This window comes from Tepidimonas taiwanensis (assembly GCF_020162115.1).
GTDB lineage: Bacteria > Pseudomonadota > Gammaproteobacteria > Burkholderiales > Burkholderiaceae_C > Tepidimonas > Tepidimonas taiwanensis.
Genome location: NZ_CP083911.1, coordinates 667560 through 691521 on the forward strand (window position 1 = coordinate 667560; position 23962 = coordinate 691521).

Annotated in this window: 28 protein-coding genes and 1 tRNA gene; 24 read left to right on the forward strand and 5 right to left on the reverse strand. The window is 66.9% G+C overall.

Annotated elements, in window-relative coordinates; all coding sequences use genetic code 11:
• The 9 genes from LCC91_RS03110 to LCC91_RS03150 all read left to right on the forward strand — a co-directional run bounded on the left by LCC91_RS03110 (position 1) and on the right by LCC91_RS03150 (position 7224).
• Positions 1 to 360 (forward strand): Na+/H+ antiporter subunit E, encoded by a 360-nt coding sequence (locus LCC91_RS03110; protein WP_052231437.1) that lies wholly within the window; start codon positions 1 to 3, stop codon positions 358 to 360.
• Positions 357 to 620 carry a monovalent cation/H+ antiporter complex subunit F gene (locus LCC91_RS03115; protein WP_043699482.1) on the forward strand — a complete coding sequence of 88 codons (264 nt, stop codon included), beginning with the start codon at positions 357 to 359 and terminating at the stop codon, positions 618 to 620. The genes LCC91_RS03110 and LCC91_RS03115 overlap by 4 nt, the downstream gene beginning before the upstream one ends.
• The gene (locus LCC91_RS03120) at positions 617 to 976 is read left to right on the forward strand and encodes a cation:proton antiporter (protein ID WP_052231438.1); all 360 of its coding nucleotides are present in this window, start codon (positions 617 to 619) and stop codon (positions 974 to 976) included. The genes LCC91_RS03115 and LCC91_RS03120 overlap by 4 nt, the downstream gene beginning before the upstream one ends.
• A gap of 149 nt (positions 977 to 1125) precedes the next feature.
• Positions 1126 to 3966 (forward strand): monovalent cation/H+ antiporter subunit A, encoded by a 2841-nt coding sequence (locus LCC91_RS03125; protein WP_043699485.1) that lies wholly within the window; start codon positions 1126 to 1128, stop codon positions 3964 to 3966.
• A 2-nt stretch (positions 3967 to 3968) separates the two neighbouring features.
• Positions 3969 to 4346 carry a Na+/H+ antiporter subunit C gene (locus tag LCC91_RS03130; protein ID WP_197052549.1) on the forward strand — a complete coding sequence of 126 codons (378 nt, stop codon included), beginning with the start codon at positions 3969 to 3971 and terminating at the stop codon, positions 4344 to 4346.
• Positions 4346 to 6007 (forward strand): monovalent cation/H+ antiporter subunit D, encoded by a 1662-nt coding sequence (locus LCC91_RS03135; protein ID WP_082007493.1) that lies wholly within the window; start codon positions 4346 to 4348, stop codon positions 6005 to 6007. The genes LCC91_RS03130 and LCC91_RS03135 overlap by 1 nt, the downstream gene beginning before the upstream one ends.
• Entirely contained in the window at positions 6004 to 6588 is a 585-nt protein-coding gene (locus LCC91_RS03140) for a Na+/H+ antiporter subunit E (protein ID WP_052231440.1), read from the forward strand. Before LCC91_RS03135 ends, LCC91_RS03140 begins: the two co-directional genes overlap by 4 nt.
• Positions 6585 to 6866, forward strand: a complete 282-nt coding sequence (locus LCC91_RS03145) for a K+/H+ antiporter subunit F (RefSeq protein ID WP_052231441.1) — start codon at positions 6585 to 6587, stop codon at positions 6864 to 6866. Before LCC91_RS03140 ends, LCC91_RS03145 begins: the two co-directional genes overlap by 4 nt.
• A 13-nt stretch (positions 6867 to 6879) precedes the next feature.
• Entirely contained in the window at positions 6880 to 7224 is a 345-nt protein-coding gene (locus tag LCC91_RS03150) for a Na+/H+ antiporter subunit G (protein WP_043699489.1), read from the forward strand.
• A gap of 9 nt (positions 7225 to 7233) precedes the next feature.
• On the opposite strand, the gene LCC91_RS03155 is transcribed toward LCC91_RS03150, so the two are convergent.
• From LCC91_RS03155 to earP, 5 genes are all read right to left on the reverse strand, one after another.
• Complete coding sequence (locus LCC91_RS03155; RefSeq protein ID WP_052231442.1) at positions 7234 to 8142, reverse strand: LOG family protein; 909 nt, start codon at positions 8140 to 8142, stop codon at positions 7234 to 7236.
• On the reverse strand, positions 8142 to 8696 hold the full coding sequence (gene efp, locus LCC91_RS03160) for an elongation factor P (RefSeq protein ID WP_043699492.1): 555 nt from the start codon (positions 8694 to 8696) through the stop codon (positions 8142 to 8144). Before efp ends, LCC91_RS03155 begins: the two co-directional genes overlap by 1 nt.
• 120 nt (positions 8697 to 8816) lie before the next feature.
• On the reverse strand, positions 8817 to 9260 hold the full coding sequence (locus tag LCC91_RS03165; protein ID WP_043699495.1) for a PIN domain-containing protein: 444 nt from the start codon (positions 9258 to 9260) through the stop codon (positions 8817 to 8819).
• A 3-nt stretch (positions 9261 to 9263) separates the two neighbouring features.
• Positions 9264 to 9500, reverse strand: coding sequence for a type II toxin-antitoxin system Phd/YefM family antitoxin (locus LCC91_RS03170; RefSeq protein WP_043699497.1), 237 nt, complete (start codon positions 9498 to 9500; stop codon positions 9264 to 9266).
• 148 nt (positions 9501 to 9648) lie between these two features.
• Entirely contained in the window at positions 9649 to 10827 is a 1179-nt protein-coding gene (gene earP / locus LCC91_RS03175; RefSeq protein WP_082007494.1) for an elongation factor P maturation arginine rhamnosyltransferase EarP, read from the reverse strand.
• On the opposite strand from earP, the gene uvrC reads away from it, so the two are divergent.
• From uvrC to LCC91_RS03250, 15 genes are all read left to right on the forward strand, one after another.
• Positions 10826 to 12820 carry an excinuclease ABC subunit UvrC gene (gene uvrC / locus LCC91_RS03180; protein WP_143897949.1) on the forward strand — a complete coding sequence of 665 codons (1995 nt, stop codon included), beginning with the start codon at positions 10826 to 10828 and terminating at the stop codon, positions 12818 to 12820. The genes earP and uvrC overlap by 2 nt on opposite strands.
• A 33-nt stretch (positions 12821 to 12853) precedes the next feature.
• The gene (gene pgsA, locus LCC91_RS03185; RefSeq protein ID WP_043699501.1) at positions 12854 to 13420 is read left to right on the forward strand and encodes a CDP-diacylglycerol--glycerol-3-phosphate 3-phosphatidyltransferase; all 567 of its coding nucleotides are present in this window, start codon (positions 12854 to 12856) and stop codon (positions 13418 to 13420) included.
• A gap of 35 nt (positions 13421 to 13455) precedes the next feature.
• Positions 13456 to 14349, forward strand: a complete 894-nt coding sequence (locus tag LCC91_RS03190) for a DMT family transporter (RefSeq protein WP_043699503.1) — start codon at positions 13456 to 13458, stop codon at positions 14347 to 14349.
• A gap of 19 nt (positions 14350 to 14368) precedes the next feature.
• Complete coding sequence (locus LCC91_RS03195; RefSeq protein WP_043699505.1) at positions 14369 to 15469, forward strand: tartrate dehydrogenase; 1101 nt, start codon at positions 14369 to 14371, stop codon at positions 15467 to 15469.
• Positions 15470 to 15526: 57 nt separating this feature from the next.
• Positions 15527 to 15802: an HU family DNA-binding protein gene (locus LCC91_RS03200; RefSeq protein WP_043699507.1), complete on the forward strand. Its 276-nt coding sequence runs from the start codon at positions 15527 to 15529 to the stop codon at positions 15800 to 15802.
• 42 nt (positions 15803 to 15844) lie between these two features.
• Positions 15845 to 15920 (forward strand) — tRNA-Val (locus LCC91_RS03205).
• A 129-nt stretch (positions 15921 to 16049) separates the two neighbouring features.
• Complete coding sequence (rfaH, locus tag LCC91_RS03210) at positions 16050 to 16532, forward strand: transcription/translation regulatory transformer protein RfaH (RefSeq protein ID WP_197052548.1); 483 nt, start codon at positions 16050 to 16052, stop codon at positions 16530 to 16532.
• A gap of 122 nt (positions 16533 to 16654) precedes the next feature.
• Complete coding sequence (locus tag LCC91_RS03215) at positions 16655 to 18205, forward strand: ATP-binding protein (protein ID WP_143897947.1); 1551 nt, start codon at positions 16655 to 16657, stop codon at positions 18203 to 18205.
• A gap of 279 nt (positions 18206 to 18484) precedes the next feature.
• Complete coding sequence (gene galE / locus LCC91_RS03220) at positions 18485 to 19513, forward strand: UDP-glucose 4-epimerase GalE (protein WP_043699512.1); 1029 nt, start codon at positions 18485 to 18487, stop codon at positions 19511 to 19513.
• A gap of 32 nt (positions 19514 to 19545) precedes the next feature.
• Positions 19546 to 19845, forward strand: coding sequence for a nucleotidyltransferase domain-containing protein (locus LCC91_RS03225; protein ID WP_052231443.1), 300 nt, complete (start codon positions 19546 to 19548; stop codon positions 19843 to 19845).
• On the forward strand, positions 19842 to 20312 hold the full coding sequence (locus LCC91_RS03230) for a hypothetical protein (RefSeq protein ID WP_043699514.1): 471 nt from the start codon (positions 19842 to 19844) through the stop codon (positions 20310 to 20312). The genes LCC91_RS03225 and LCC91_RS03230 overlap by 4 nt, the downstream gene beginning before the upstream one ends.
• Positions 20313 to 20339: 27 nt before the next feature.
• On the forward strand, positions 20340 to 21305 hold the full coding sequence (gene galU, locus LCC91_RS03235) for a UTP--glucose-1-phosphate uridylyltransferase GalU (protein ID WP_082007495.1): 966 nt from the start codon (positions 20340 to 20342) through the stop codon (positions 21303 to 21305).
• Positions 21302 to 21529 carry a PIN domain-containing protein gene (locus LCC91_RS03240; protein ID WP_082007496.1) on the forward strand — a complete coding sequence of 76 codons (228 nt, stop codon included), beginning with the start codon at positions 21302 to 21304 and terminating at the stop codon, positions 21527 to 21529. The genes galU and LCC91_RS03240 overlap by 4 nt, the downstream gene beginning before the upstream one ends.
• A gap of 62 nt (positions 21530 to 21591) precedes the next feature.
• The gene (locus tag LCC91_RS03245; protein ID WP_043699516.1) at positions 21592 to 22887 is read left to right on the forward strand and encodes a nucleotide sugar dehydrogenase; all 1296 of its coding nucleotides are present in this window, start codon (positions 21592 to 21594) and stop codon (positions 22885 to 22887) included.
• A gap of 12 nt (positions 22888 to 22899) precedes the next feature.
• On the forward strand, positions 22900 to 23949 hold the full coding sequence (locus LCC91_RS03250) for a Gfo/Idh/MocA family protein (protein WP_043699518.1): 1050 nt from the start codon (positions 22900 to 22902) through the stop codon (positions 23947 to 23949).
• Positions 23950 to 23962 lie beyond the last annotated feature (13 nt).

A 23962-nucleotide genomic window follows, 5' to 3' on the forward strand; every position in this document is an offset into this window, starting at 1 on the left:
ATGACGTGGGCACGCAAGGCTGGGTGGGTCGCCGTGCTGGCGCTGCGTTTTCTCACGGCGGTGGTGGTCTCCGGCCTCCAGACGGTCAGGGTGATCGCTCGGGCCAGCGTGGGCTCGCGCCGGGCACCGGCGGCGGCGTTCGTACGCGTGCGCTTCGCGCCCATGAGCGCGCAAGGTGCGGCGCTGTTGGGCTGTATGGTGACGTTGACCCCCGGCACCACGACGCTGGACATCGATCTGGCGCGGTGCGAGTTGTTGTTACACGTGCTCGATGCGTCGGACACGGATGCGCTCGTGCAAGGCATCCGCCGCGACTTCGAGCCCGCGCTGGTGGCGTTATTCGGAGAGGAACGGGCATGAGCGTGGTGCTCACGATCGTGGTGTTGGCCGCGTGGGTGGCGACGGGGCTGGCGACGTGGCGCCTGGTGCGCGGCCCCACCCATGCGGATCGGGTGGTGGCGCTGGATATTTTTCTTGCGGCGGCGGTGGTGTTGTGCGTCGCCGCGGCGCTCTTGACCGCGCGCACGGTATTCCTGGACGTCGCGATCGGTTTGGCACTCGTCGGGTTCGTGGCCACGGTGGGATGGGCGCGCTTCGTGGAAGAGAGGGGCCGGAAATGACGGTGTTGGCGGCGGTGCTGCTGGTGTCGGGGGCCGTGTTGCTCGTCATCGCGGCTTGGGGGGTGGTCGCGCTGCCCGATGCCCTGACGCGCCAGCACGCGGCCACCAAGGCCGGCACGCTGGCGGTGGCGCTGGTGTGTGGGGGGGCGGCGCTTGCCCTGGCCGAGACCGCGTGGGCCTGGCGCTTGGTGCTGATCGTGGGCTTTTTGCTCGCCACGCTGCCGGTGGCGTCGAACCTGCTGGCGCGTGCCGCTGTGCGTGAGAGTGCACTGGAAGACGCGGCCGACCGCGCCGCGCGCGTGGGCGACGCAGAGCCCACCGGTAAGAACGCCGCGACGGGGGTGGTGCCGCGCTGAACCGCGGGGCGGGCGTGATTCGTTCCCCCGCCACCCCGGGGGAGGGATGCGCGTTCGAGCGGGGCGCGATTTCTTACAATCCGTCTATTTCCCGAATCCTGCCAACCGCGGCCACGCCTGGGTCGCGCGTCCCTCCCCGAGCTTGTCCCATGGCCGCGTTGCCGCTGATTGTCTCGTTGCCGCTGCTGGTCGGCACCACGCTGACGTGGTGGCTTGCCGCGCGCTCACGCCGCGCGGTGGCGTTCGCCGCTGCTGCCGTTACCGCCGTCAGCCTGGCATGGCTGCTTTCGCTGGCTCCGACGGTCTGGCGGGGCGAGGCGGTGCAGTTCTTCTCCCCGTGGGTAGACGACTTGGGGTTGCACATCAGCTTCCGGCTCGACGGGCTGTCGCTGCTGTTTGCGGGGCTGATCACCGCCGTCGGTCTGCTGATCATCCTTTACGCGGGGTATTACCTGGGCCCGCAGGACTCGGTCGCCAAGTTCTTCGCGGTTTTGATGCTGTTCATGGCGGCGATGCTGGGCGTGGTGCTGTCGGACAACCTGCTGCTGCTGGTCGTGTTCTGGGAGCTGACCAGCGTCTCGTCTTTTCTGCTGGTCGGGTACTGGAGCCACCGGCCAGACGCCCGCAGCGGTGCGCGCCAGGCGCTTGCCATCACGGGGGGCGGGGGGCTCGCGATGCTGGCGGGCTTCGTGCTGCTGGGCCAGATCGCCGGGACGTTCGAGATCAGCGAGATGACCGGCCGCGCCGCCGAGATCCAGGCCGATCCGCTGTTTCTGCCCGCGCTGCTGCTGATCCTGCTCGGGGCCTTCACGAAGAGCGCGCAGTTCCCTTTCCACTTCTGGTTGCCCGATGCGATGGCCGCGCCGACACCGGTGTCGGCCTACCTGCACTCGGCGACGATGGTCAAGGCAGGCGTCTTCCTGCTGATGCGGCTGCACCCCGTGCTGGCCGGGTCGGGCTGGTTCGAAGCGATCGTCACCACCGTCGGGGCGGTGACGCTGCTGTTTGCCGCGACGATCGCGATCTTCAAGCACGACCTCAAGGGGCTGCTGGCGTACTCCACGGTCAGCCACCTCGGGCTCGTCACCTGTCTGGTCGGGATGGGCACGCCGCTCGCGGCGGTGGCGGCGGTGTTCCACGTCCTCAACCACGCGGCGTTCAAGGCGTCGCTGTTCATGGTGGCCGGCATCGTCGACCACGAGACGCATTCGCGCGACATGCGGTGGCTTGGCGGGCTCGCGGCGCTGATGCCGTGGACGGCAACGCTCGCGGTCGTGGCCGGGGCGGCGATGGCCGGCGTGCCGCTGACCAACGGCTTTTTGTCCAAGGAGATGTTCTTCACCGAGGCGGTGGCGGGGGTGGCCGCCGGCGGGTGGGGCGTGTGGCTGCCGGTCGTGGTGACGCTTGCCGGGGTCGCCAGCGTGGCCTACTCGCTGCGCTTCGTGCACGATACGTTCTTCCACGGGCCACTGGGGGACGTGCCCAACCGGCATCCGCACGATCCGCCGCTGGGCATGCGGCTGCCCGCGACGCTGCTGGTCGGGGTGTGCCTGGTGGTGGGCGTGCTGCCGGCGACGGTGGCGGGGCCGCTCGTGGACGTGGCGGCGCGCGCGATGGTGGCGCGCGAGCTGCCGCCGTACCACCTGGCGCTGTGGCACGGGTTCAACGTGCCGCTGCTGATGAGCGTCGTCGCGCTCGCGGGCGGTGTGGCGGTGTACGCGGCGTTCACGCGCGGGCGGCGGCTGCACGGCGTGGTGTCGGAGGCGTGGTTTGGTCCGTTGACAGGGCGGCAACTGTTCGAACGCACAGTGGATGCGCTGTTCGGGGCGGCTGGGCGTGTCACGTCGGCGCTGGAAAACGGCTCGCTGCAGCGCTACTTGGCGTGGCTTATCGGGTCGGCCATCGTTGTGGCGGTGGTCACCTTGTTGGACGCGGGTATCGCCACGGGGGCACGGCCGCGGTTGCCGGCCAACCCGTTGGCGGTAGCGGTGTGGCTGCTGCTGGCGGCCGCGTGCGTGGCGCTCGTCTGGACCCACCACCGGCGCTTCCAAGCGGTGATACTGGTCGGCGTGGTTGGTTTGGTGACGTCGCTGACTTTCGTCGGACTGTCGGCACCGGATCTGGCACTGACGCAATTGTCCGTCGAGGTGGTGTCGACCGTGCTGCTGTTGATGGGGTTGGCGTTGCTGCCACAGCACTCGCCCCGCGAATCGTCGGCCGACCGACGCTTGCGCGACGCCGTATTGGCGCTCGTTGGAGGCGCCGGTATCGGGTGGATCGCGTGGGTGATGCTCACGCGCGATTTCCACTCGATCAGTTGGTATTTCCTCGAAAACGCGTTGCCCCTGGGCGGTGGGACCAACGTCGTCAACGTCATCCTGGTCGATTTCCGCGGCTACGACACGTTCGGCGAGATCACCGTGCTGGGCATCGCGGCGATAGGGGTACTCGCGCTGATGGAGGGGATGCGGGCCGTGCGCCCGCCCGTGGACGCGCAAGGCCGGCGCTGGACGTTTGCGGCCTCCCCGCTGCTGCTGCGCATGGCCGCTTCGATCGTGCTGCCCGCGGCGTTGGTGGTGGCCGTATACATCTTCTTGCGCGGGCACAACATGCCCGGCGGCGGTTTCATCGCGGGCCTGATCACCGCCGTGGCGCTGGTGCTGCAATACATGGCCCTGGGCCAGGAGCGCGTCGAGGCGCTGTTGCGCGTGCAGGGGGGCCGCCGTTTCGTGCGCTGGATCGGGTCGGGCTTGACGGTGGCCGGCGTCACGGGCGCGGGCGCCTTCGTGCTGGGGCGCCCCTTTCTGACCAGCGCGCACGGCCATCTGCATGTGCCGTTGTTGGGTGAGTTGCCGCTGGCGTCCGCCGCGCTTTTCGATCTTGGCGTGTACGGCACCGTGGTGGGGGCGACGCTGCTGACGATTTCGGTGCTCGGAGCCGCCAGCCACGCCCCGGCAGCCAGCCAGCACGAGCCCGGGAGTGTTTCATGAGCATGGAATTTCTGGTGGCCACGGGCATCGGCTTGGTGACCGCTTGTGGCATCTACCTGCTGTTGCGCGCCCGCACCTTTGCGGTGGTGTTGGGTTTGTCGTTGTTGAGTTACGCGGTCAACGTGTTCATTTTCGTGATGGGGCGGCTGTGGACCGACGCGCACCCCATCCTGGTGGGCAACGAGCCGGTGGCCGACCCGCTTCCGCAGGCGTTGGTGCTGACGGCGATTGTCATCGGCTTTGCCACCACGGGGTTCGTCGTGGAGTTGGCCCTGCGCAGCCGGTACGAGACGGGCAGCGACCATGTCGACGGTACGGAGCCCGGTGTGCGGCGGGCGACCGATTTGCCCGGCACTGCGCGTGAAGGGGAGGTCGCGTGATGGGGGCGGCGCTGGTGGCTTTTTGGGAGCAGCACGCGCCGATACTGCCCGTGCTGCTGCCGTCCTTCACGGCCATGCTCATGCTGCTGCTGGGCGATCACGGCGGGCTGTCCGCCCACGGGGGCGGACGCGGTGGGCAGGGGCTATCGTGGCGCCGGCGCGTCAGTCTTGGGTCTGCGTTGCTGGGGCTGGTGCTTGCGGTCGGGCTGGTGTGGCGGGCCGCGGCGGGTTCGCTGCAGGTGTACGAGCTGGGTGAGTGGCCCGCCCCGTTTGGTATCGTGCTCGTGGTCGATCGGCTCGCGGCGCTGATGGTGCTGCTCACGCAGCTCGTGGCGGTGCCGGTGTTGTGGTACGCCTGCGGTGGGTGGGATACGCGCGGGCGGTACTTCCATGCCATCTTCCACTTCCAGCTGATGGGGCTCAACGGCGCTTTTCTCACGGGCGACCTGTTCAACCTGTTCGTTTTCTTCGAGGTCCTGCTGATCGCCTCCTACGTGCTGTTGCTGCACGGTCAAGGACGTGAGCGTGTGCGCATGGGGGTGCACTACGTGGTGCTCAACCTCACGGCGTCTTCGTTGTTTTTGATCGGACTGGCGATGCTCTATGCCGTCACCGGCACGCTCAACATGGCCGACGTGGCGCAGCAGGTGGGGCGGCTGGAGGGCGATGCGCTCAAGCTCGCCCAGGCAGCGGCGGCGATCCTGCTCATCGTCTTCGGTCTCAAGGCGGCGCTGCTGCCGCTGTATTTCTGGTTGCCTGGCACCTACGCCGCCGCCAGCGCCCCGGTGGCTGCGTTGTTTGCCATCATGACCAAGGTCGGCGTCTACGCCATCGTGCGCGTGCACTGGGTAATTTTCGGTATCGACGCGGGTGGGGCCTCCCTGACCGTGCAGCCGTGGTTGTTGCCGGTGGCCTTGGTGACCAGCGTGCTGGGGGTGCTGGGGGCATTGGCGGCGCACACGCTCGGTCGGTTGATCGCCTATCTCACTGTCTCCTCGGTGGGAACGATCGTGACCGGGGTTGCCTTGTTCACACCCCAGACGCTCTCGGCCGCGCTTTATTACACGCTACACAGCACGATCGTCATCGCGGGCTTGTTTCTGTTCGCGGAACTCGCCGCGGCCCAGCGCGGCGCGATGGGCGACCGCCTGCAACCGGCGCCCGCGGTGCACGAGCCGGTGTTGCTGGGGGTGATGATGCTGTTCGGGGCGGCATCGGCGGCCGGGCTGCCGCCGCTGCCCGGTTTTCTGGGCAAATTGATGCTGCTGCAAAGTGCGGTCGGCCTGCCTGAACAGTCGTGGGTGTGGGCCGTCGTGCTGGGGGTGGGCTTTCTGACGCTCTTGGGTTTGGCACGGGCTGGCGTCGTCATGTTTTGGCACGTCGAGCCCGTAGAGGCACCCCGCGATGCGTCGGGGACCAGCGTGCGGCTGCTCGCCGCACCTTGGGCCTTCATGGCGCTGACGGTCGTGCTCACGGCCGGCGCAGCGCCGGTCAAACGGTATACCGATGCGCTTGCCCAACAGCTCACGGACAAACCGGGTTACGCGCGGGCGGTACTGGCGCGGCAGGGCGGGCCCGCAGTCCCCACCACCCGGCCCTACGATGGCCGACGACCCGCCTCGACCGTGCCCGCTCACCCTGTGCAGGAGTCTGCCCCATGACGCCTCCGCTGTGGCAACCCGTGCGTCCTGGCACGCCACCGACCGGCTGGCGCCGCTGGTTTCCCCATCCCGTGCTGTCGCTGATGCTGGGAGCGGCGTGGATCGTCCTCGTGCACAGTACGGCCCCGGCGCACGTACTGACCGCGCTCATCCTGGCGTGGGCGTTGCCGCGTGCGCTGGCGCCGTTTTTGGGTGACGCAAGCCGCCTGCACTGGCCCACGGCGGTGCGGCTGCTGCTGACCGTTCTGTGGGACATCGTTGTCGCCAACGTCACCGTGGCGCGACTGACGTTGGGGTCGATGCAACGGTTGCGCCCGGCGTGGCTGCGTGTTCCACTGGCCAGCGCGCATCCCCGGGTCAATGCGCTGTTCGCCAGCATCATCACGACGACGCCCGGTACGGTATCCGCGGTCATCGACGAGGCGCGCGGTGTGATCTGGGTGCACGCACTCGACGCAGGCGATGATCCCGCGGCCATGATCCGCGAAATGAAATCCCGCTACGAAAGCCCGCTGCTGCGGATTTTTCAGGTCGATTTGGGTGCCCAAGGGGCAGCCACTACGGGGGAGCAAGCGCAATGATCAGTCCCTTTTTGGCGTGGGCGCTCGACATCGGGACCGTGGCGGTGGCCATCGCGGTATTTTTGTGCGGCTGGCGTTTGCTGCGCGGCCCGGACGCGGCCGACCGCATTCTGGCGCTCGATACGCTCTACATGGGCTTGGTGGCGCTCATCATCCTGCTCGACATCCGTTTCGACACTGAGCTGCTGTTCGAGGCGGCGCTCATCGTCGCGGCGCTCGGGTTTGTTTCGACCGTTGCGCTGGCGCGTTACGTCAGCCGCGGTGACGTCATCGAGTAACGAGGGGTAAACCATGGCGACATGGCTCGAGAACGCAGCGGCAGTGTTGATCCTGGTTGCGTCGTTTTTCCTGCTGGTCGGCGCGATCGGTTTGGTGCGCTTTCCGGACTTTTACATGCGGCTGCACGCGCCCACCAAGGCGTCGACGCTGGGTGTCGGGGGGGTGTTGATCGCCTCGATGCTGGTCACCTTGGCCCACGGGCGCCCCGGCGTCGCAGAGCTGCTGATCACGCTGTTCGTCTTCGTGACCGCGCCGGTGTCGGCCAACCTGATGGCGCAGGCGGCGCTGCATTTGCGGCTTCCCTCCCGCGCCCCGGTGCCGCGGGACGTGGTGCCGGAGCGGCGCGCGGACGCCTGAGGGGGAGTTTCAGCCGGCGGCCAGCCCGCCGCATCCGCACGCCGCCGGCAGGTCGTAAAAGCGCCGGATGCCCTCCCACGCGTCCTCGGGCGTGTCGACGTAGGAGAACAACTCGAGGTCTTCGGGCGAAATGACGCCTTCCTCGACCATCGCGTCGAAGTTGATCAGTCGCTTCCAGTAGGCGCTGCCGTAGAGGAACACCGGCACCGGTTTGGACTTCTTCGTCTGCACCAGCGTCAGCACCTCGAACAGCTCGTCGAGCGTGCCGAACCCACCCGGGAACGCGACCAGTGCCTTCGCGCGCATCATGAAGTGCATCTTGCGCAGCGCGAAGTAGTGGAATTTGAAACGCAGGTGCGGGCTGATGTAGGGGTTGGGTTCCTGCTCGTGCGGCAGCAGGATGTTGAGCCCCACGCTGGGCGCCCCGAGGTCATGCGCCCCGCGGTTGGCGGCCTCCATGATGCCCGGGCCGCCGCCGGTGACGATGTAGAGACGGTCTGCCTTGGGGCACGACTGGCTGTAGGCGGCGACCAGCTGGGCGAAGCGCCGCGCCTCATCGTAGTAGTGCGCGTTGCGGCGCAGCGCTTCGGCGCGCCGCAGTTCAGCCGGGTCCCCGCTGGCCTGTGCGCGCTGCCAGATCGCTTCGGCCTCGGCCGGTTCGCGAAAGCGCGCACTGCCAAACACCACGATGGTGTTGTCGATCCCGGCCTCGGCCTGCCCGAGGTCGGGTTTCAGCAGTTCGAGCTGGAAGCGGATCCCGCGTGTTTCGCGGCGCAGCAGAAATTCCGGGTCGGCGAACGCGAGCCGGTACGCGTCGGGCGCGGGTCGGCTGCTGTCCTCCGACAGCAGGTGCATCTCGACCGCGGCATCGGCGAGCCGCTGGGCCTGCAGGTCGTGCGCGGGATCGTGCGGTGACATCAGACGCGTTTGCGGTATTCGCCGGTGCGGGTGTCGATCTCGATCTTGTCGCCCTGTTCGACGAAGATCGGCACCATCACCTCGAAGCCGGTGGCGATCTTGGCGGGCTTGAGCACCTTGCCCGACGTATCGCCCTTGACGGCCGGCTCGGTCCAGGTGACCTCGCGCACGACGCTGGTGGGCAGTTCGATCGAGATCGCCTTGCCTTCGTAGAACACCACCTCGGCGGCCATGCCGTCTTCGAGGTAGTTGAGCGCGTCGCCCATGTTCTCGGCCTCGACCTCGTACTGGTTGTACTCGCTGTCCATCCAGACGTACATCGGGTCGGCGAAGTAGGAGTAGGTGCACTCCTTCTTGTCGAGGATGATGTTGTCGATCTTATCGTCGGCCTTGAAGACGACTTCGGTGGCGCTGTTGTTGAGCAGCGCCTTGAGCTTCATGCGCACGGTCGCGGCGCCGCGGCCGCCGCGCTGGTATTCGGTCTTGAGAACGATCATCGGGTCCTTGCCGTGCATGATGACGTTGCCGGCGCGGATTTCTTGCGCGAGTTTCATGGGGTATCCGAAGTTGGGAGGGTAAGGAATGACAAACCCACTATTTTAGCGTGCGGGGCGTTGCGCGTGAAAGCCATGCATTGGCAGGCCACGCATCCCGCGGCGACTGAGGGTGCGGCATCACCGCACCAGCGCCTGCAAGAGGGGAGGCGTCGGCTCGAGGAACGGGTTGACCACAGTCACACCGCGCCACGTAAATCCATGCTGCAGGTCTTCCGATAGCAGCACCCGGCAGCGGTTTTCGGCGGTAACGGCCAGCACCAAGGCGTCCCACATCGACAGCCCGTGATCGACGACGAGGTCCAGTGCGGATTGGAACGCGCGCCAGGTCGAGTCGGCCACCTCGTAACTGTCGGCCCAGTCCAAAACGGCCAGCCGGGTCTGATCCGTGGAGCGCTTTGCTTTGCCGATCAGCACCCGCGCGAGTTCACCCAGCGTTTGCGCTGGCAGGACCACACCATCGGTGGGCAAGCGTTCGATCCAGTCAATGGCCAGACGGCAGCGCCGCTCATCGCCGACGCCTTCGGCGTAGGCCAGCACATTCGTATCGAGCGCGATACGCATCGATCACCGTTCGTACAGCGCGTCCCGCGTCCAGTCGCGGCTGCCGGTCACGTCCTGCCCGTGCAGTCGATCCAGCAGTCGGCGCTTGGCCGCTTCACGCGCGGGATCACGCGGGCGGATGGGGGCAATCGAGGCGACGGGCCTGCCCCGCGCCACCACCGTCACGGCCTCGCCCGCGGCAACGTCGCGTAACACCCGCGAGAAGTAACGGTTCGCGTCGCTGGCCGAAATGGTTTTCATGGGTGAGCGTCTTCGATGTAGTGATGAAGACTACACTCTATCCGCATCGTTCGGCTTGTCAAGCGGGCGGTGGGTCGCGGGCGGTGGGTCGCGCTTCGCGGGCTGCAAACCGTCAGCAGCGGAGGGTCGATGGTCAATGCGGCTTCACTCATTCACCGCGTCGCCGCTGTACGAAAGCGATCAGCCGCGTGAGCAGGTCGTCCTGTGCGAGCAGCTGCGCTCTCGCAGCTTGGGCAGCCTCGCACCAGGCCGCGAGGCGCTGCGGGGTGAGCGGCGGGGGCTCGGCGTCCGGCGCGCCGTTCCAAGCCCGCATCCAGGCGTGCCAGTCCGGTGGGCCGTCGAACCAGCGCAGAAAGGCCTCCAGCTTGTCGAAGTGCGCGCCGTCGTCTTGGGGGTAGAGCTGCCACAGGAACGGCTGGCCCGCCCACAGCGCGCGCACCAGCGAATCCTCCCCGCGCACGAGGTTGAGGTCGCACGCCCACAGCCGCTCGTCGAACGCGGGCTGCGGCACGCTTGCCAGCACCTGCGCGCGCGCCCCCGCGGGCAGCGGGGGGGCGAGGGCCGTCCACGCCGCGGCGCTGCGTCCCGCGGCGACCAGCCACAGCGCATCCGCGAGGGCGGGTTGTGCCACCAGCCGCGGCAGCGCTGCGGGTTCGTAGCAAAACAGGCTCACCCACGGACCTTCGTGGCGGGTGATGCCGGCCCGCCAGGCGGGCGCGTCGAACGCCGCCTGCCGCGCCGTGAGGTCGGCTTCGCGCAGCAGCCCGCCGGTGTCGGGCGTGAAGCCGGGGAAGAAAAACCATTTCGTGCGCCCCGTCAGCGGCCCGTGCAGCACGGGCGAGGGCAGGCCGTGGCTGCGCGCCACCCACGGCTCGGCGCTGAGGTACTCCAGGTTCAGCCAGACCGTGGGTCGGCCGTCCGGAGCGGTCGGGGGCAGCAGCGCCGCCACCCAGGCGTCCGGCACGTGGCAGCCAAAAGCCTCGATCAGCACGTTGCCCGGTGGCAGCGATGGCGGGGGTGCGTCGGGCTGCGTGCGCGGCCAGTCGTGCACCGTCACGCCGGGCACCCGGCCGTCGCGCGCGCCGGGGGCCATCCAGTCCAGCGCCGTGGCGTCGTCGATCCACAGCCGCACGCGCTGGCCGGCCGCGCCCAGCTGGCGGCACAATCGCCAGCAAACGCCCACGTCGCCCCAGTTGTCGACCACGTGGCAGAACACGTCCCACGTCAGCGGGGGGGCGTCCGGCCCAGCGGGGCTCGTGCGCGGACGCTCGCTTGCGGGTGCAGCGCCCGTCACGGGGGCCGGGGGCGAAGGATCGGAATCGGACATGTCAGCGGTGCATCCAGAGGAATTGTTGCGCGCGGTCGCGGCCCTGCCGTCGTTGCCGGGTGTGTACCGGTATTACGACGCGGCCGGGGCGCTGCTCTATGTCGGCAAGGCGCGCGACCTGAAAAAACGCGTCAGCAGCTATTTCCAGAAAACCCACGACGGCACGCGCATCGGCCACATGGTGGCCAAGATCGCGCGGCTGGAAACCACCGTCGTGCGCTCCGAGGCGGAAGCGCTGCTGCTGGAAAACAACCTGATCAAAACCCAGCAGCCGCGCTACAACATCCTCTTTCGTGACGACAAGAGCTACCCCTACCTGCGCATCAGCGCCAGCACGTGGGTGGCGGACGCGCCAGACGCGGGTACCGTCCCCGGTCGCCCCAACCCCGACCATTATCCGCGCGTGTCGTACTACCGCGGTGCGGTGGACCGGCGCCACCAGTATTTCGGGCCTTACCCGAGCGCGTGGGCCGTCAAGGAGACGATCCAGTTGCTACAAAAGGTGTTTCGCCTGCGCACGTGCGAGGACACGGTGTTCGCGCACCGCACGCGGCCGTGCCTGCTGTACCAGATCAAGCGCTGCAGCGGCCCCTGCGTCGGGCTGATCGCGCCAGCGGACTACGCCGCGGACGTGCGCGCGGCCAGCGCCTTCCTGAACGGCGAGAGTCAGAGCGTGCTCGCGGAACTGGAGGCGCGCATGTTCGCGCACGCCGAACGGCTTGCGTTCGAGCAGGCGGCGGAGGTGCGCAACCAGATCACGGCGCTGTCGCGCGTGCTGCACCAGCAGGCGATGGAGAGCGTCGACGACCAGGACGTCGACATCCTGGCGGTGCGCGTGCAGGGCGGGCGCGCGTGCGTCAACCTGGCGATGGTGCGCGGCGGGCGCCACCTGGGCGACCGCGCGTTTTTCCCGGCGCACGTCGAGGATGGCGCGGCGCTGGCCGACCCGGAAGCGCCCGGCACACCCGAGCAGCGCGTGCTGGAGGCGTTTCTCGCGCAGCACTACACACAGGTGCCGCCGCCCCCGGTGCTGGTGCTGGGCGCGCCGGTGGATGAGGCGCTGCTGGAAGCGCTGATCGAGCAAAGCGGCGTGCGCGTGCGTGCCGTCTTCCACCCACGCGAGCAACGCCGGCTGTGGCTGGAGATGGCGCAGCAAAACGCCGACCTGCAGCTCGCGCGGCTGTTGGCGGAGGAGGGCTCGCAGCAGGCGCGCACGCGGGCGCTCGCCGAGGCGCTGGGGCTGTCCGCGGACACGCCCGAGGCGCTGGCGGCGCTGCGCATCGAGTGCTTCGACATCTCGCACACGGCGGGCGAGGCGACGATGGCCTCGTGCGTCGTGTACGAGGGCCACCAGATGCAGCCCGCGCAGTACCGGCGCTACGCGATCGAGGGCATCACGCCGGGAGACGACTACGCCGCGATGCGCCAGGTGTTGCAGCGCCGCTACGGCCGGGTTGCCGCCGCGCTGGCCGACGCCGGCGGCGATGCGGCAGACGGGATCGCCGGGGGAGGGGCATCCCGGGCGGCGAAAGGCGAAGCGCGGTTGCCCGACATCGTGCTCATCGACGGCGGCGTGGGGCAGGTCAACGTCGCGCGCGAGGTGTTCGAGTCGCTGGGCCTGGACATCGGCCGCCTGGTTGGCGTCGAAAAGGGCGAGGGCCGCAAGGTGGGGCTGGAGGAACTCGTCTTTGCCGATGGGCGCGAGAAGGTGTATCTGGGTGCGGACTCCGCCGCGCTGATGCTGGTGGCGCAGATCCGCGACGAGGCGCACCGCTTCGCGATCACCGGCATGCGTGCGCGCCGCGCCAAGGCGCGCACGGGCGGCAGCCGGCTGGAGGACATCCCGGGCGTCGGCCCCAAGCGGCGCGCGCGGCTGCTCGCCCGTTTCGGGGGTGTGCGCGGCGTGGCCGCGGCGAGTGTCGAGGACCTCGCCGGCGTCGAAGGGATCTCGTGGGAGCTGGCCGAGGCGATCTACCGCGCGTTGCACGGCTGATAGCGTCCCGCCAAACCCGCATAATCCATACCCATGTTTTTCAACCTGCCGACGCTGCTGACCTGGGCGCGCATCGCCGCGATCCCGCTCATCGTGGCGGTGTTCCACTGGCCCGGGTTGGCACTGCCGCTGCAGAACGCGCTGGCCACCGGGTTGTTCATCGTCTTTGCGCTCACCGACTGGGCGGACGGCTACCTCGCGCGGCGGCTCAACCAGACGTCGGCGTTCGGCGCCTTCCTGGACCCGGTGGCGGACAAATTTCTCGTCTGCGCGTGCGTGCTGGAGCTGGTGCACCTGGACCGCGTGCACGTCTTCGTCGCGCTCATCATCATTGGGCGCGAGATCGCCATCTCGGCGCTGCGCGAATGGATGGCGCAGATCGGTGCGGTCAAGAGTGTGGCCGTGCACATGGTCGGCAAGGCCAAGACCGCGACGCAGATGGTCGCGATCCCGTTCCTGCTCTACGACGCGGTCGTGCTGGGCGTCGACACGCGCTGGTGGGGGACGGTGCTGATCTGGGCCGCAGCGGTGCTGACGGTGTGGTCGATGGTGTACTACCTCAACAAAGCCATTCCGGAAATCCGTGCCCGGGCGCGCTGAACGCGAGTGACGCTGGGCACCGCTGAGTTTTCACGATGACCGAGGTTGCCGATTCCCCCTGGATCCGCGCGATGCCCGCGGTGTTCGTGCTCATCTGGAGCACGGGTTTCATCGTCGCCCGCTACGGCATGCCGCATGCGCCGCCGATGACCTTTCTCGCGTGGCGCTATGCGCTCTCCATCGCGTGTTTTGTCGTCTGGATCGCGTGGGCGCGCGTGCCGTGGCCGCGCGGGCGATCGCAATGGGGCCATCTGGCGGTGACGGGCGTGTTGATGCACGCGGGGTATCTGGGCGGCGTCTGGGCCGCGGTCAAGGCCGGCATGGGCGCGGGCCTGTCGTCGCTGATCGTCGGGCTGCAGCCGGTGCTCACGGCCGTGTGGCTGTCGGCCACGGGCGGGCGGGTGTCGACCCGCCAGTGGCTGGGGCTGGCGCTGGGCTTCGTCGGGCTCGTGTTGGTCGTGTCGCACAAGTTCGGCGCGGGCGGCCCCGGCGACACGGCCACGCCGCTCAACCTCGCGTTCGCCGTCGGCGCGCTGCTCGCGATCACCGCCGGCACGCTCTACCAGAAGCGCTATCTGGCGCCGTGTGACGTGCGCACCGCCAACACGGTGCAACTCGCCGCGGCGCTGGCGGTGACGCTGCCGCTGGCGTGGCTGGAGACCGAGCCGATGCACTGGAACGCCGAGTCCGCGGGCGCGATGGCATGGTCTGTGCTGGGGCTGACGCTGGGCGGCAGCTCGCTGCTGTACCTGCTGATCCAGCGCGGCGCGGCCGCGTCGGTGTCGAGCCTGATGTACCTGGTGCCGCCGTGCACGGCCGCGATCGCGTGGCTGCTGTTTGGCGAGCCCATCACCGCGACGACCCTGGCCGGCACGGCGCTCACCGCCGCGGGCGTCGCGATCGTCGTGCACGCGGGCCGTTCCCGCTGAACCATCGAGGAGGGGAGTCGTGACCACCACCCACCGCATCGCCGTCATCCCGGGGGACGGCATCGGCACCGAGGTCGTGCCCGAGGGCCTGCGCGTGCTCGAAGCCGCCGCCGAGCGCTTTGGCATCCGCCTCGCGTTCGACCATTTCGACTTCGCCTGCTGGCCGTATTACGAGCGCCACGGCAAGATGTTGCCCGAAGACTGGAAGGAGCGCATCGGCGGGCACGACGCGATTTTTTTCGGTGCCGTCGGCTGGCCACAGAAGATCCCGGACCACGTGTCGCTGTGGGGGGCGCTGCTGCAGTTCCGCCGCGCGTTCGACCAGTACGTCAACCTGCGCCCGGCGCGGCTGATGCCCGGCATCCGTTCGCCGCTGGTGCGGCGCGACGGCACGCCACGCGCACCCGGCGAGATCGACATGCTGATCGTGCGCGAGAACACCGAGGGTGAATACTCCAGCATCGGCGGCCGCATGTTCGAAGGCACCGAGCGCGAGCTGGTCCTGCAGGAAACGGTCATGACCCGCCACGGCGTCGACCGCGTGCTGCGCTACGCGTTCGAGCTGGCGCGCCAGCGCCCGCGGCGGCGCTTGACCAGCGCGACCAAGTCCAACGGCATCGCCATCACGATGCCGTACTGGGACGAGCGCGTGCGCGCCATCGCCGCGGAGTACCCCGACGTCACGGTGGACCAGTTCCACATCGACATCCTGACCGCGCATTTCGTGCAGCGGCCGGAGCATTTCGACGTCGTGGTGGCGAGCAACCTGTTCGGCGACATCCTGAGCGACCTCGGGCCCGCGTGCACCGGGACGATCGGCATCGCCCCGTCTGCCAACCTCAACCCCGAGCGGCGCTTCCCGTCGCTGTTCGAGCCGGTGCACGGCTCGGCGCCGGACATCGCTGGTCGGGGCATCGCCAACCCGATCGGGCAAATCTGGGCCGGCGCGCTGATGCTGGACTTCCTCGGGTATCGCGACGCGCACGACGCCATCTTGCGCGCCATCGAAGCGGTGCTCGATCCCGCCGGGGGTGGCCCGCGCACCCCCGACATCGGCGGCACCGCGCGCACCACCGACGTCGGCCGCGCCGTGGCCGACGCGCTGCGTCACGGCGCATGAGTAGAATACGCGCCTTTTTGCCCGGCCGCACGGCGCGGGCGTTGGAGGAAGCCCCTGATGAACAAAGCACAGCTGATCGAACAAATGGCCGAACAGGCGCAATTGACCAAAGCCGAAGCGGCTCGGGCGCTGGAGGCGCTGCTAGCCACCGTCACCGCGACACTGGCTCGTGGAGGTGACGTGACCGTGGTCGGCTTTGGCAGCTTCGTTGTCGAAGAGCGCGCTGCCCGCACCGGCCGCAATCCCAAGACCGGAGAGCCGGTGGCCATCCCTGCAGCTAAAATACCAAAATTCCGTCCCGGCAAGGCGTTCAAAGACGCTGTCAACGGTTGATCGTTTTGGTGCTGACCCGATGGTCGGCGCACACCAACGGGCGGGTGCTTAGCTCAGCTGGTAGAGCGGCGCCCTTACAAGGCGTAGGTCGGCGGTTCGATCCCGTCAGCACCCACCAATCAGTGATTTCCAGACAACCCCGCACGGTCCGCCCTGCGGGGTTTTGTTTGCGAATGCCGACTCTACAATCCGGTTTGGCAAACAACGGCAACAGGGGGCGCGCGTGATTGGCGACGGTGATTGGTACTTGGTCCACACCAAACCACGGCAGGAGCAGCGCGCGCTGGACAACCTCCAGCGCCAAGGCTACCCGTGCTTTCTGCCAATGGTGCCGGTCGAGCGTGTGCGCAATGGCCGCGTGCAGGTCGAGCAACAAGCTCTCTTTCCCCGCTACCTGTTTATCCGGCTTGGCTCAGGGCGCGATGCGCTTGCATGGGCGCCTGTGCGCTCTACGCTGGGGGTGACGCGGCTCGTCACCTTTGGCCACCAGCCCGCGCGCGTGCCCAGCGGACTCGTCGAGCAGCTGCAGCGGCAGGTCGCCGAACTCTGCGCTGCACCACAGCCACTGTTCCAGCCTGGCCAGGCCGTGCGCATCACCCACGGGCCGTTTGCCGGTCTGGAGTGCGTGTACCAGATGCCCGATGGCAACCAGCGTGCCTTGGTGTTACTGACCCTCATGCAGCGCCCTGTCACTGTCGCCGTGCCGGTGCAGCACATACGCGCGGCGTAATGCGGCGCGCAAGCGTCTCGGCACAGCGCCTCTGTAGGGGAGCGTGGTGAACCCGGCGCGGGCCTCGCTCCCCGCCGTTGTCGGTACAACGCCGGGTCACCCCGCGACACGATAATCGGTACATGACCCGCCGCAAGCTCCCGATTGGCATCCAGACCTTTCGCAAAATCCGCGAAGAAGGGTGTTACTACGTCGACAAGACGCCGTACGCACTCAAGCTCATCGAGCAGGGCACGCACTACTTCCTCTCGCGCCCCCGCCGCTTTGGGAAGAGCCTGTTTCTCGACACCTTGGCCGAGCTGTTTTCGGGTAACCGGGCCTTGTTCGAAGGGCTGTATGCCGAAGACCACTGGAACTGGTCGGTGCGCTACCCCGTTATCCGCATCAGCTTCGCCGCCGGGCGACTGCAAACCCGCGAGGCCCTCGAAGCCCACATCGCCGCGGAACTCGAAGGCAATGCCCAGCGCCTGGGTGTGATGCTCGCGGACGCCGCCGACAGCCACCTACGGTTTCGTGCGTTGATTCAGGCTGCGGTGGCCCGTCACGGCCAGCGAGCGGTCGTCCTCATCGACGAGTACGACAAGCCGATTCTGGACAACCTGGGCGACAAGGCCACCGCCGCTGCGATGCGCGAGGGCTTGCGCAACTTGTACTCGGTCCTCAAAGACCAGGACGCGCACCTGCGCTTCGTGTTCCTCGCGGGCGTTTCTAAGTTCAGCAAGGCCTCCATCTTCTCGGGCCTGAACAACCTGGAAGACATCACGCTCGATGCGCGCTACAGTGCGATTTGCGGTTACACGGACACAGACATCGACACCGTGTTTGCCCCGGAACTCGAAGGGTTCGACCGCGAGGAGATTCGGCGCTGGTACAACGGCTATGGGTGGCTGGGCGAGCGCGTCTACAACCCGTTCGATGTGCTGCTGCTCTTTCAGGAGCGGCTCTTTCGCGCCTGGTGGTTCGAGACCGGAACACCCACTTTCCTCATCGAGCTGCTGGCCAAGCGCCACACCTTCACCCCACAGCTCGACGCCCTCATTGCCAGCGAGCAGTTGCTCAACGCGTTTGATGTCGAGCACATCGCCACCGAAGCCATCCTGTGGCAGACCGGGTATCTGACCATCGTGGCCGAAGAGCGGCTCGGGCGCATCAGCCGCTACCGGCTGGGTTACCCGAACCTGGAGGTGCAGTCCGCCTTCAACGAAGCGCTGCTGGCCGCCCTGTTACCGCAACCCGAGTATGCCGCGCAGCAAGCACTGCCGCTGTACCAGCGACTGACCCAGCTCGACTTCGACGGCCTCAAAGCCCACTTCGAGAGCCTCTATGCCTCCATCCCACTCGACTGGTACCGCAACAACCCCATCACGCAGTACGAGGGCTACTGGGCCAGCATCTTCTACTCGCACATCGCGAGCCTCGGCCTCGACCTCTCGCCAGAGGACGTCACCAACCAGGGGCGTATCGACCTGACGTTGAAGCTCGACGACGCGATCGTCGTCATCGAGTTCAAGCGCGTCGAGGGTACTGCCCCGACAGGTGAAGCGATGGCGCAACTGAAGGCCCGCGGCTACGCCGACAAGTACCGCGCGGACGGCCGCCCTGTCTATCTGCTCGGCGTCGAGTTCAGCGCCGAGCGGCGCAACATCGTCGGGTGGGCGGTAGAGCGCGCGTAGCCGTTGGACATGGGCCGGCCTCGTACGGCGTGATCCAGCCGGGGTCTGGGGTGCCGTGTGCCACGGTAGCGGTGACGCCGCGGCCACTTGTTTTTGGTGCGGCTCGGATGCCACGGGGCCGGTTCCCGTTTGATTCCATGACGCGGAAGCCGGAAGTTCCGCCGATCGTTTCCTCGCCACCGCGGAAGGGGGCGCATTCGCTGCTTAAAATCCGACTACATCACACACAACGGCAACACCGGGCGGTGCTGCCACTGCGGTAGCTTTGCCTTATTCAAAATGAATATCCTCCTCACCGGCGGCTTGGGCTATATCGGCAGCCACACCGCCGTGGTGTTGGCGCAGGCGGGACACCGGCTCGTATTGCTGGACAACCTCTCCAACAGCCGGCTCGACGTTGCCGACCGCCTAGCGGCCATCCTGGGCGTCAAGCCGGTGGTGGAAGTCGGCGATGTGCTGGACACCATCCGCCTGCGCCTCATCCTCAAGCACTACGCGATTGATGCCGTCATCCACTTCGCCGGTCTCAAGGCCGTGGGGGAATCTGTCGCGCAGCCGCTGGCGTACTACCACAACAACGTCGCCGGTACCGTGAGCCTCTTGCGCGCGATGGCGGAGCAGGGCGTCAAGCGCCTGGTCTTTTCCAGCAGCGCCACTGTCTACGGCCAGCCGCAATACCTGCCGTTGGACGAAGCGCACCCAACGAGCGCCACCAACCCCTACGGCCGTACCAAGCTGCACATCGAGGAAATCCTGCGCGACCTTGCGGCCAGCGACCCCACGTGGCGCATCGCCATCCTGCGCTATTTCAACCCCGTCGGGGCCCACGAGTCTGGGCTGATCGGCGAAGACCCCAACGGCATCCCCAACAACCTCATGCCCTACATCGCCCGCGTCGCAGCGGGTCAGCTGCCGCACCTCAACATCTGGGGCGACGACTACCCCACGCCCGACGGCACCGGCATACGCGACTACCTGCACGTGATGGACCTGGCCGAGGGGCACCGCGCCGCGCTCGACCACCTGGCCCACACCGACCAGTCGTGCGACACCTTCAACCTCGGTACCGGGCGCGGGACGAGCGTGCTGCAGATGGTGCAGGCGTTCGAGTCTGCCACCGGCCAGCGCGTGCCGTACCGCATTGCGGCGCGCCGCCCGGGCGACGTGGCCGAGTGCTGGGCCGACCCCGGCAAGGCCCAGCACGTGCTGGGCTGGCGGGCCACGCGCACCCTGCACGACATGTGCGCCAGCGCGTGGGGGTTTGTCTGTGGTGCTGCGGAGCGTTCCTGCGCAAGTCCTGTGGTGTAGGCCAAATCGGGTTCAACAAAAACGCGCCGAACATGCGCCTGACGCCAGAACACGTCGCCCTCATCAAACAGGTCGTCGCCGAGCAAGCGGGCACGGACGCGCAAGTTTGGCTGTTCGGCTCGCGCGCGGACGACACGGCGCGCGGGGGTGATGTCGATCTGCTCGTACAGCTGCCGCGGCCGATCGATGACCCCGCCCCCTGCGCGGCGCGTATCGCCGGACGCATCAGCCGCGCCATGCAGGGGCGCAAGGTCGACGTGGTTATGCTGGCCCCCAATCTGCGGCGACTGTCCATACACGAGGAGGCGTTGCGTTCGGGGGTCTTGCTGTGATCGCCGACCCCAAGGCGCAGCAGCGCCTGCTTCATCTCGTACGGCTGGCTGGCAAGGAGCTTCAGCACCTGCAGCTCACCGACGCGCGGCTTTTCGCGGTGCCCATGGACGCGCAGCGCGTCGATCGGCTCGCGGCCGATCCGGAACTCGCCGAGCGGGTCGACGCCTTCGTCGCTCGATTCGGTCGCCTGCAGGACACCTTGGGTGACAAGGTGCTTCCCGCTTACTTGGTGGCACACGGCGAACGGTTGTCGACCTTCGTCGAGAACCTCGACCGCGCCGAAAAGCTCGGCATCGTCAGCGACGCCCAAACGTGGCTCGACATGCGGCGCTTGCGCAACCAGATGATCCACGAATATGTGGAGGATCCCTTGGTTCTCGCGTCTGCGCTCAACGCCGCCCATCGCTTCGTGCCCACGTTGGCCGCCGTGACGGGGTGGTTCCAGGCGCGGGTACATGCAGATTGAGATCGACGAACAATTCCCCTGTAAACCATGACCATCCGCAAGGCCGTCTTCCCCGTCGCGGGCCTGGGCACGCGTTTTCTGCCCGCTACCAAGGCCAACCCCAAGGAGATGCTGCCCATCGTCGACAAGCCGCTCATCCAGTACGCGGTGGAAGAAGCGGTCGCCGCCGGCATCACCGACATGATCTTCGTCACCGGCCGCAGCAAGCGCGCCATCGAAGACCACTTCGACAAAGCCTACGAGTTGGAGAGCGAACTCGAGCGTCGGGGTAAAACCGACATGCTCGAATTCGTGCGCAGCATGCTGCCGCCCAACATCAACTGCATCTACATCCGCCAGCCGGAGGCGCTGGGCCTGGGCCACGCGGTGCTGTGCGCCCAACCGGTGGTGGGCAACGAACCCTTTGCCGTGCTGCTGGCCGACGATCTGCTGGTGGGCGAGCCGCCCGTCATGCGCCAGATGGTCGACACCTACAACTACTACCGCTGCTCGGTGCTGGGCGTGCAAAACGTCCCCCGCGAGGAGACGCGCAGCTACGGCATCGTCGAGAGCAAAACCCTCACCGACCGGGTGGAGGGCGTGCAGCGCATCGTCGAAAAGCCCCATCCGGACCAAGCCCCCTCGACCCTCGCCGTCGTCGGGCGCTACGTGCTCACCCCGCGCATCTTCCACCACCTCGCCCGCGTCGGCCGCGGCGCGGGCGGTGAAATCCAGCTCACCGACGGCATCGCCGCGCTGCTGGCGGAAGAGCAGGTGCTCGCCTACCGCTACGACGGCAAGCGCTACGACTGCGGCAGCAAGCTGGGGTATCTGGAAGCCACGGTCGATATGGGCCTGCGGCATCCGGAGGTGGCCGAAGGCTTTGCAGAGGTGCTGCGGCAGCGGGTACAGGCGGTTGCCACCACTGACGCCTTGGCTATGCCAGACGGTGTCGACATTGACTTCGAGCCGCCTGGCCTTACCCTCGGGGCCCGGCCGGCCGATCTGGCATGAGCTACGTGCTCGAAACCAACGTCGTCTCCGAGCTGCGTAAGGTTCGGCTGGGTACCGGGGATGCATACTGCGCGCAGCTGCGCGTGCCCGACCCGCGCAGCGAGCGTGACGCTCTGATCGCTGCCACGGCATTGGTGCCTGGCATGGCGGTCGTCGCACGCAACGTGGCGGATTTCGCGCCGACCGGCGTTGTCCTCGTCAATCCGTGGCAACCTGTTGTGTGACGCCGCGCAAAAAGATGACAAAAATTCATTGCGTTGAAACTGCTTTTTGAAAGAGTTACCCGATGCATTTGATTGGACAACCGATTGCCGTCATCGGCCTCGGCTACGTCGGCCTGCCGTTGGCGGTCGAATTCGGCAAGCGCTATCCCGTTGTCGGCTTTGACATCAAGCCCGAGCGCATTGCCGAACTCCGGTCTGGTCGGGACGGCACGCGGGAAGTCGAGCCTGAAGAGCTGGCGGCTGCCGTGCATCTGCGCTACAGCAGCGATCCCGAGGATCTTCGCGACTGCCGCGTCTTCATCGTCACCGTGCCGACGCCGGTGGATCGCGTCAATCGCCCCGACTTCACGCCGCTCATCAGAGCAAGCGAGACGGTGGGGCGGGCGCTCAAGGCGGGTGACGTGGTGATCTACGAGTCGACCGTTTACCCCGGAGCCACCGAAGAGGTGTGCGTGCCGATCCTCGAGCGGGAAAGCAGACTCGTCTTCAACCGTGATTTCTTCTGCGGCTACAGCCCCGAGCGCATCAACCCCGGCGACAAAGAACACCGTCTCACCACTATCAAGAAAGTGACCAGCGGCTCCACGCCCGAGGCGGCCGAGGCGATCGACGCCCTCTACGCCAGCATCATCACCGCCGGCACCCACAGGGCAAGTTCCATCAAAGTGGCCGAAGCGGCAAAGGTGATTGAAAACACCCAGCGTGACCTCAACATTGCGCTGATGAACGAACTGGCGATCATCTTCGACAAGCTAGGGATAGACACCCTGGAAGTGCTCGAAGCCGCCGGCACCAAGTGGAACTTCGTTCCCTTCCGTCCTGGTCTCGTCGGCGGCCACTGCATTGGCGTCGATCCCTACTACCTCACCTACAAGGCCGAGATGGTCGGCTATCATCCCCAGGTCATTCTCGCTGGACGGCGCATCAACGACGGTATGGCGAGCTACATTGCCAAGATGGCGGTTCAGGGGATGATTCGTCAGGGTGGCTGTCGTCGGGGCGATAAGGTCATCGTGCTGGGCCTTACCTTCAAGGAAAACTGCCCCGATCTGCGCAATTCCAAGGTGGCCGACCTGGTAGGGCATCTGCGCGCCTACGGTCTGGATGTGTATGTACACGATCCGCTGGCGGACCCGCAGGAGGCGCTGCGCGAATATGGCATCGAACTCGTTTCATGGGATAATCTTCCCCGCGATGTTTCGGCCCTGGTGGCAGCGGTAAGTCATCGCGACTATCTGCAAAGACCGCTTGCCGACATAGCGTCCTTGCTCAAGCCTCGAGGCACGTTTGTCGATGTCAAATCCGATTTCGATGCGGCAGCCATTGAACAGATGGGCCATTACGTCTGGCGTTTGTGATTGGGAGACAGAATGTATCCGACTATCCGGGACAGAAAGATTCGTATGGCCGTCGTAGGTTGCGGCCGCATTTCCAAAAACCATTTCGGCTCCATCGAAAGACATGCCGGCGAAATCGAGCTGGCCGCGGTCTGCGACATCGATCCGGCTACCCTCGAACAACACAAGGAGCGTTATCGCGTGCCGGGCTACGCCAGGCTCGAAGATATGCTCAATAACGAGCGCCTCGATCTCGTCGCCCTATGCACGCCAAGCGGGCTGCATGCCGAGCAGGCCATCGTGGCGGCACGCCACGGCGTGCATGTGATGACCGAAAAACCGATGGCCACGCGCTGGCAGGATGGCGTGCGCATGGTTAAGGCTTGCGACGAGGCGGGCGTGCGCCTGTTCGTCGTCAAGCAGAATCGCCGCAATACCACGCTGCAGCTGCTAAAGCGGGCGGTGCAGGAAAAGCGCTTCGGCCGGATACATCTCGTGCACATCAACGTATTTTGGACGCGCCCCCAGTCTTACTACGATCAGGCCAAGTGGCGCGGCACCTGGGAGTTCGATGGCGGCGCTTTTATGAACCAGGCAAGCCACTACGTGGATCTGCTCGACTGGCTCATCGGCCCGGTCGAAAAGGTCCAGGCCATGGTCAGCACCACGCGCGACATCGAGGTAGAAGATACCGGCGTGCTAAACGTCAAATGGCGCAATGGCGCCCTCGGCTCCATGAGCGTCACCATGCTAACCTATCCGAAGAACCTGGAAGGCAGCATCACCATCCTGGGCGAGAAAGGTACCGTGCGCGTCGGTGGGGTGGCCGTCAACGAAATACAGATCTGGGATTTCGCCGAACCCAGGGACTACGATGCCCAAATCCAGGCGGCGAGCTATGAAACCACCTCCGTCTACGGCTTCGGCCACCCTCTGTATTACAAGAACGTCATCGACGTGCTTCGCGGCGAGGCTGAACCGGAAACAGACGGACGGGAGGGTCTAAAGTCGCTGGAGGTGCTCATAGCGGCTTATCTTTCCGCGAGAGATGGCACGATGGTATCCCTGCCTCTCGAATACTGAAGCGGTTGGCAAA